The organism is Dawidia cretensis, assembly GCF_018598175.1.
In the GTDB taxonomy this organism is placed as follows: Bacteria; Bacteroidota; Bacteroidia; order Cytophagales; family Cyclobacteriaceae; genus Ohtaekwangia; species Ohtaekwangia cretensis.
On record NZ_JAHESE010000265.1, the window covers coordinates 1 to 235 of the forward strand.

General features: G+C 56.6%; 1 protein-coding gene. It reads right to left on the bottom strand.

Annotation, left to right across the window (positions count from 1 at the left end; all coding sequences use genetic code 11):
- On the bottom strand, positions 1–235 hold a 235-nt coding region (locus tag KK062_RS30585; RefSeq protein WP_254088159.1), incomplete at both ends, for an aminotransferase class V-fold PLP-dependent enzyme.

Here is a 235-nt window from a genome sequence, read left to right on the forward strand (position 1 = left end):
CGACAGGATATGGCGTGCATGCGCATCCATGTCGCGGTACGCCAGCTCCAGCGCCTTGGCCATTCCTACGACGCCGTATACATTCTCTGTGCCCCCGCGCATGTTGCGTTCCTGGGCGCCGCCGTGAATAAACGGCTCGATACGTTTCTTCTTCCGCACAAACATAAAGCCCACGCCTTTCGGTCCATGAAACTTATGCGCGCCGGCGGTAATGCCATCTACTTTTAAGCGACTT